We start from the raw sequence: 5856 nt of genomic DNA, 5'->3' as shown, positions 1-5856 counted from the left end.
GTCTGTCGTCACAAACGGATCTTCAACACCCTTCGTCTATGCCAACAGCCCGGGGTCGTTAGGACTTACTCGTCTAGGCGACGGGGCTCGCGGTGCGAACCAGTTCGGCGATCCGCTCGGCGACGGCACGGGCGGTCGCCTCGGTGGCCGCCTCGACCATCACCCGGACCAGCGGCTCGGTGCCCGACGGGCGCAGCAGCACCCGACCGGTCTCCCCCAGCTCCGCCTCGGCCCGCTCGACCTCGGCGCGCACGGCTGGCGCGGCTGCGCCGACGGTCCGGTCGCCGACCGGCACGTTGATCAGCACCTGGGGCAGCTTGGTGACCACCGAGGCCAGCTCGGCGAGGGACTGGCCGGTGGCCGCCATCCGAGCCATCAGGTGCAGGCCGGTGAGCACGCCGTCGCCGGTGGTGGCGTGCGCGGGCATGACGATGTGGCCGCTCTGCTCACCGCCGAGCGCCAGCCCGGAGGCGCGCAGCTCCTCCAGCACGTACCGGTCGCCGACCTTGGTCTCGATCAGGCGGATGCCCTGCGCGGACATCGCGAGCCGCAGCCCGAGGTTGCTCATCACGGTCGCCACCAGGGTGTCCTGGGTGAGCGTGCCGGCGTCCCGCATGGCCAGCGCGAGGATCGCCATCACCTGGTCGCCGTCCACCTCGTCGCCGTCGGCGGTGACCGCCAGGCAGCGGTCGGCGTCGCCGTCGTGGGCGATGCCCAGGTGGGCGCCGTGCTCGACCACGGCGGCGCGCAGCGTCTCGATGTGGTTGGAGCCACAGTCGTCGTTGATGTTCAGCCCGTCGGGCTCCGCGTGGATGGCGATGACCTCCGCGCCGGCCTCCCGGTAGGCGACGGGGGCGACCTCGGCGGCGGCGCCGTTGGCGCAGTCGACCACGACCTTGATCCCCTCGAGCCGGTGCGGGACGGTGCCCACCAGGTGCTGGACGTAGTGGTCCGCACCGTCGAGCAGGTCGTGCACACGGCCGACGCCGGCGCCGATCGGCCGGTCCCAGGCGGTGGTGGCGTTCGTCTCGACGGCCGCCTCGATCTGCATCTCGATCTCGTCGGGCAACTTGTGCCCACCGGCGGCGAAGAGCTTGATGCCGTTGTCCGGCATCGGGTTGTGCGACGCGGACAGCATCACACCCAGGTCGGCCTTGGCCTCGGCGGTGAGGAACGCCACCGCGGGGGTCGGCAGCACGCCGACCCGCACCACGTTGGCGCCGGCGCTGGTCAGGCCGGCGACCACGGCGGCCTCCAGCATCTCGCCGCTGGCCCGGGTGTCCCGGCCGACGACGGCGAGCGGTGGATGGCTGCGGTCCGTCTCGGCCAGTGTGTGCGCGGCGGCCACCGCGAGCGCCAGCGCCAACTCCGGGGTGAGATCCGCGTTCGCCCGCCCGCGTACGCCGTCCGTGCCGAACAACCGACCCATACCCGCCAACCTCCGAATGAGCACTGCCTGTGACGAGAAAGCGGAACGGCCGATCCACCTCCCCGCAGAGGGGAGGCGGACCGGCCGTCCGTCAGAAGTACAATGCGCTGGAAAAGATCAGCGCTTCGAGTACTGGGGAGCCTTACGGGCCTTCTTGAGGCCGTACTTCTTGCTCTCCTTGACCCGGGCGTCACGGGTGAGGAAGCCGGCCTTCTTCAGGGCCGGGCGGTCGTCCGGCTCGTTGATGATCAGCGCGCGCGCGATGCCCAGCCGCAGCGCACCGGCCTGGCCGGTGGTGCCGCCGCCACGCAGGTTGGCGATGACGTCGAACTGCTCGAGCTTCTCGGCGGTGACCAGCGGGTCCTTGATGAGCTGCTGGTGCACCTTGCTCGGGAAGTACGCCTCGAGGTCCTGGCCATTGCAGGTGATCTTGCCGGTGCCCGGGACGATGCGGACCCGGACGATGGCCTCCTTGCGGCGGCCCACGGTCTGGATCGGCCGGTCACCACGAGGCGCGCGGGCAACGGGCGCCGGCGCCTCGGTGGCCTCGGGGGCTTCCGGGGCGACCTCGGTCTCGATGATGTCGGTCATGCTGCTTCCTTCGCCCGCGCTCACTGCGCGATCTGCTTGATCTCGAACGGCACCGGCTGCTGCGCGAGGTGCGGGTGCTCGGCACCGGCGTAGACCTTCAGCTTCTTGATCAGCTGACGGCCGAGCTTGTTGTGCGGGAGCATCCCCTTCACGGCCAGCTCGATGGCCCGCTCGGGACGCTTGGTCAGCAGCTCGTCGTAGCCGATCTGCTTCAGACCACCCGGGTAACCGGAGTGGCGGTAAGCGACCTTGGTCTGGCGCTTGTTGCCGGTCAACGCAACCTTGCCCGCGTTCACGATGACGACAAAGTCGCCCGTGTCGACGTGCGGCGCGAAAGTCGGCTTGTGCTTACCACGCAGCAACGTGGCGGCGTGGGTGGCCAGGCGGCCCAGCACGACATCAGAGGCGTCGATGACGTGCCACTGACGCTCGATCTCACCCGGCTTCGGGCTGTACGTACGCACAGGTCTACCTTGTCTCGTCGTCGGTCTGGGGTCGCGCGCCGAGGTGACCGGATCTAGCAGGCCGGACCAGCGCGCACGAACGACCAAGCGTACCTGATGGGGCACGCCTCTGGATGTCGTACAACAGCAGGCAACGATACCCGGCGCCCCGTCCGCAGGTCAAAACGGGGGTGCGGTGCCGCGCGGCGACGCGCCGAGGGTGGCCCAGCTCACACGTTGGCGAGTCGACCGGCCCGCGGACGACGGTAGACGGCCCAGGTGACCGCGAAGCACAACGCGTACCAGCCGATGAACGCCAGGTAGGCGGCGTCGGCGTTGCCCGAGGTGAGGAACGACTGGCGGAACGCGATGTTGACCAGCACCCCACCGAAGGCGCCGATCGCACCCGCGACGCCGATCAACGCGCCGGTCATCCGCCGCGCCCACCGCGCGGCGGCCTCCGGATCACGGTGACCCGTGGCCACCGCGTCCGCCGCCCGGGCCCGGAAGATCGCCGGGATCATCTTGTACGTGGACCCGTTGCCGATGCCGGAGAAGACGAAGAGGGCGATGAACCCGGCCAGGTAGAGCCCGAACGAGCGTTCCCGGGCCGCGTACAGCACGGTGCTCGCGCCGACCGCCATCGCCACGAAGTTCCAGAAGGTCACCCGGGCCCCGCCCAACTTGTCGGCGAGGTGCCCACCCAGCGGCCGGATCAGCGAGCCGACCAGCGGGCCCAGGAAGGTCAACCAGGCGGCGTCGACCGGGGTGGGGAAGCGCTCGGCGAACTGGAGTTGGAGCACCTGCCCGAAGGCGAAGCCGAAGCCGATGAACGAGCCGAAGGTGCCGATGTACAGCAGCGACATCACCCAGGTGTGCGGGTCGCGGGCCGCCGCACGCAGCGCGCCGGGCTCGTTGCGCGCCCCGGGCACGGTGTCCAACCAACGGGCCGCCGCCAGCGCGGCCAACACGATCAGCGGCAGGTAGACCGCCGGCACCAACCGGGGGTACGCGGCGCCCGCGGTGGCGAGGACCGCCAGGCCGACCAACTGCACAGCGGGTACGCCCAGGTTGCCGCCACCGGCGTTGAGCCCGAGCGCCCGCCCCTTGAGCCGAGACGGGTAGAACAGGTTGATGTTCGCCATCGAGGAGGCGAAGTTGCCGCCACCGACGCCGGTCAGGCAGGCCAGCACCATCAGGGTGGAGTAGGACACCCCGGGTTCCAGCAGCACCGTCATCGGCACCGCGGGCACCAGCAACAGCAGTGCGCTGACGATCGTCCAGCGTCGTCCGCCGAAACGCGCCACCGCCAGCGTGTACGGCAACCGCAGCACCGCGCCCAGCGCGGCCGGTACGGCGGTGAGCAGGAACTTTCCGGCCGGATCGATGCCGTACGCGGGGCCGAGGAAGAGCACGGTGACCGACCAGAGACTCCACACCGAGAAGCCGACGTGCTCCGCGAAGATCGAGACCCAGAGGTTGCGCCGGGCGATCGGCGCGCCGGTGGCCTGCCAGAAGTCCGGGTCCTCGGGGCGCCAGTCGTGCAGCGGTTGCCGGCGACCGGTGACGGCGGGTGGCTCGGCGGTGACTGCGGTGCTGGTGAGCGTGCTCACGGCGGCTCCTCCTCGTCGATGTGACGAGGGGAAACGCTAGGAACACCCGGTTACCTGACAGTGCCCGTCGCGGGTCGGGCCGGAAACGGCTGTCGCACCACGGGCCGGCGGCGATGGTGAGCACGCCACCGGGGAGCTACTTCCGTGGTCGGTCGCTGCTTCCGGTCGGAGCTGGCTCCGTGGTCGGTCGCTGCTTCCGGTCAGAGCTGTTGGAGTATGCGCAGCGCGCGGCCGACCCGGAGCATGGTGTCGGTGTCGGCGACGTCCACGCACCCGGTGAACCACTTCTTCATGGGCGAGGAGATCCGGTCGGGCATCACGACGTACCGGCCCATCGACACGGCGAGCGGCGAGTCCCGGAGGAGCGACTCCTCGACCACCTCGACCACGATCACGATGGGCACGTCTGTGGAGTTGTAGACGTCCGAGCTGATCACGAGGCCGAGGCGTTCCCGGGCGCCCTCGATGCGCCAGATCTCACCCCTACGCAGCACGCGGCCGTCCGCCGGAGAACAGGTCGTTGACCATGCCCACCTCGCGGGCGTCGGCGAGGGCGGCGGACTCCAGATCGAGGCTGGCGCGGCCCACGGCGGCGGCGTGCGCGGTGAAGACCTCACGCAGCGCCTTCTCCCGGGCGGCCTGGTCCATCCAGGCGGAGAGCGACAGCCCCTCGCGCTTGGCGAACCGCCGCGCCTCCTCGATCGTCTCGTCCGTGAACGAGAGAGTCACCTTGGCAGTCATGCCGAGCAGACTACCCAGCGGTGTGACCAACAGTCATCCCCGCGTTCACCGGCTCACCCCCGAGCGGCGAAACGCACATACCGCCGGGGCTTACCCGGCGCGGCCACCGAACACCGCGAAGCGCCACTCCTTGAAGTAGCAGTCGACGTCGACCAGGCCCGCCTCGCCAAGCCACCGGCACTGGTCGGCCACGGTCGCCGGCAGGTCGTGCCGCATCCGCCCCCGGGAGCCGGCGATCTCCTCGGGGGACGCGCCCAACTCGGCGATCCGTCGCATCCACACCTCGTCGTAGCGCCGGTCCAACTCCGGGGTCGGCCCGGCGACCTGCTCGGCGTTGACGAACACCCCGCCCGGCGCCAGCGCGGCGGCGGCCCGCCGGTAGAGCGCCCGCTTGCCGGCGTCGTCGAGGTGGTGGATCGCCAGCGCGCTGACCACCGCGTCGTACCGGCCCGCCGGCAGTTCGTCGGACAGGTCGGCCAAGACCGACAGGTGCGGCACGCCCCGCGCGTCCAACTGCTCGGTGGCGCGCGCGAGCATCGCCGGCGCCCCGTCCACCAGGGTCAGCCGGACTCCGGGCACCGCCGCGGCCAGCAGCAGCGAAAGCAGCCCGGTGCCCGCGCCCAGATCCAACACCTCGGGGGTACGGCCGGCGGCGAGCGCGGCGCGCAGCGGCGGCGTGGCTACCTCGACGGCGGTGCTGTAGAAGGCGTCGAAGCAGGGAATCAGTCGCCGACGCGACTCGTCGTAGGTGCCGGCAACCGCGTCGAAAACGTCCGTCACACTCATCGCGGACTCCCAAACTTTGAGACAGATTTCCCACATTATAAGCGCGCTGCGCCGGACGGCAGCGCTGATGTCGTCAGCGATTCAGCTCCAAAGGCTTCGGCTCACACCACCTGCCGCACGCGAAGTCACGCCCAGTCACCGCCCGGCACACGTCCGCGCGCGATCCATCGACGTCACCCCCATTACCTTCTTGGTGGCCCCGCAATGGGGCGCCCGGCCTCCGGGTCCGGCATGACTGCTCCCCCCTGTTGAA

General features: G+C 70.5%; 7 protein-coding genes. All 7 read right to left on the bottom strand.

Translation table 11 applies throughout. The features are described from left to right. Positions 1 to 73 precede the first annotated feature (73 nt). On the bottom strand, positions 74 to 1429 hold the full coding sequence (glmM, locus tag ACLQ3B_RS33600) for a phosphoglucosamine mutase (RefSeq protein WP_425784684.1): 1356 nt from the start codon (positions 1427 to 1429) through the stop codon (positions 74 to 76). 117 nt (positions 1430 to 1546) lie between these two features. Continuing rightward, a complete protein-coding gene (rpsI, locus tag ACLQ3B_RS33595; protein ID WP_112626216.1) occupies positions 1547 to 2020 on the bottom strand; it encodes a 30S ribosomal protein S9 in 474 nt (157 codons plus the stop codon). Between the two features lie 20 nt (positions 2021 to 2040). Next, a complete protein-coding gene (gene rplM / locus ACLQ3B_RS33590; protein ID WP_053653864.1) occupies positions 2041 to 2484 on the bottom strand; it encodes a 50S ribosomal protein L13 in 444 nt (147 codons plus the stop codon). 209 nt (positions 2485 to 2693) lie between these two features. Then, complete coding sequence (locus tag ACLQ3B_RS33585; RefSeq protein WP_425784683.1) at positions 2694 to 4076, bottom strand: nitrate/nitrite transporter; 1383 nt, start codon at positions 4074 to 4076, stop codon at positions 2694 to 2696. A 200-nt stretch (positions 4077 to 4276) separates the two neighbouring features. Further along, a complete protein-coding gene (locus ACLQ3B_RS33580) occupies positions 4277 to 4570 on the bottom strand; it encodes a hypothetical protein (RefSeq protein ID WP_124778100.1) in 294 nt (97 codons plus the stop codon). Beyond that, entirely contained in the window at positions 4560 to 4817 is a 258-nt protein-coding gene (locus ACLQ3B_RS33575) for a DUF6364 family protein (protein WP_091403518.1), read from the bottom strand. The genes ACLQ3B_RS33580 and ACLQ3B_RS33575 overlap by 11 nt, the downstream gene beginning before the upstream one ends. Positions 4818 to 4907: 90 nt before the next feature. Next, positions 4908 to 5603, bottom strand: a complete 696-nt coding sequence (locus tag ACLQ3B_RS33570) for a class I SAM-dependent methyltransferase (protein ID WP_425784682.1) — start codon at positions 5601 to 5603, stop codon at positions 4908 to 4910. Positions 5604 to 5856 lie beyond the last annotated feature (253 nt).

This window comes from Micromonospora sp. DT53 (assembly GCF_049841535.1).
In the GTDB taxonomy this organism is placed as follows: Bacteria; Actinomycetota; Actinomycetes; order Mycobacteriales; family Micromonosporaceae; genus Micromonospora.
The sequence above is the reverse complement of the archived record's forward strand: the minus strand, read 5'-3'. Positions and strand labels throughout refer to the sequence as shown.

Coding starts and splice junctions, on each gene's coding strand:
- glmM (WP_425784684.1), bottom strand. CDS start 1,429: ATGGGTCGGTTGTTCGGCACGGACGGCGTACGCGGGCGGGCGAACGCG.
- rpsI (WP_112626216.1), bottom strand. CDS start 2,020: ATGACCGACATCATCGAGACCGAGGTCGCCCCGGAAGCCCCCGAGGCC.
- ACLQ3B_RS33575 (WP_091403518.1), bottom strand. CDS start 4,817: ATGACTGCCAAGGTGACTCTCTCGTTCACGGACGAGACGATCGAGGAG.
- ACLQ3B_RS33570 (WP_425784682.1), bottom strand. CDS start 5,603: ATGAGTGTGACGGACGTTTTCGACGCGGTTGCCGGCACCTACGACGAG.